The 439-nt window shown below is 64.7% G+C and carries 1 pseudogene; it reads left to right on the forward strand.

Going from position 1 to position 439, the window contains the following annotated elements:
* Positions 1-297, forward strand: a pseudogene (locus AC5ZGW_RS47120) (saccharopine dehydrogenase); the annotation flags it as partial.
* Between the last annotated feature and the right edge of the window lie 142 nt (positions 298-439).

Consider the following 439-nt stretch of genomic DNA (forward strand, 5'->3'; position numbering starts at 1 on the left):
TTCAGGACCGGCGGTCTCAAACCCGGCGGAGGCCCCACTCGGGATGAGCGCGAGAAGGGCTTCTACGACATCCTCTTTCTGGGCGAGCGGCCGGATGGCGGGCGGGTCGAGGCGGTGGTTACGGGCCACCGCGATCCTGGCTACGGCTCAACCAGCAAGATGATCGCGGAGAGCGCTCTCTGCCTCGTACGCGACGTGCAGGGCGAGGGCGGTACCTGGACGCCGGGCGCGCTGATGGGACCGGCGTTGCGCAAGCGTCTGAAGGAGCGCGCCGGCCTCACGTTCACCACGCGTTGAGGTAACGCTCAGAACTGCAGCGGCGTGCTGAATATCGCGGCTATCTAATCACAGACAGAAAAAAGCAGGGAGGATGCCATGAGCGGCGCAAGGCTAAAGCATTACGGCTGGGGCCGCGAAGACGAAGGCATGACTGCTGAGG

The sequence above is a fragment of the Bradyrhizobium sp. Crot121 genome (assembly GCF_059512385.1).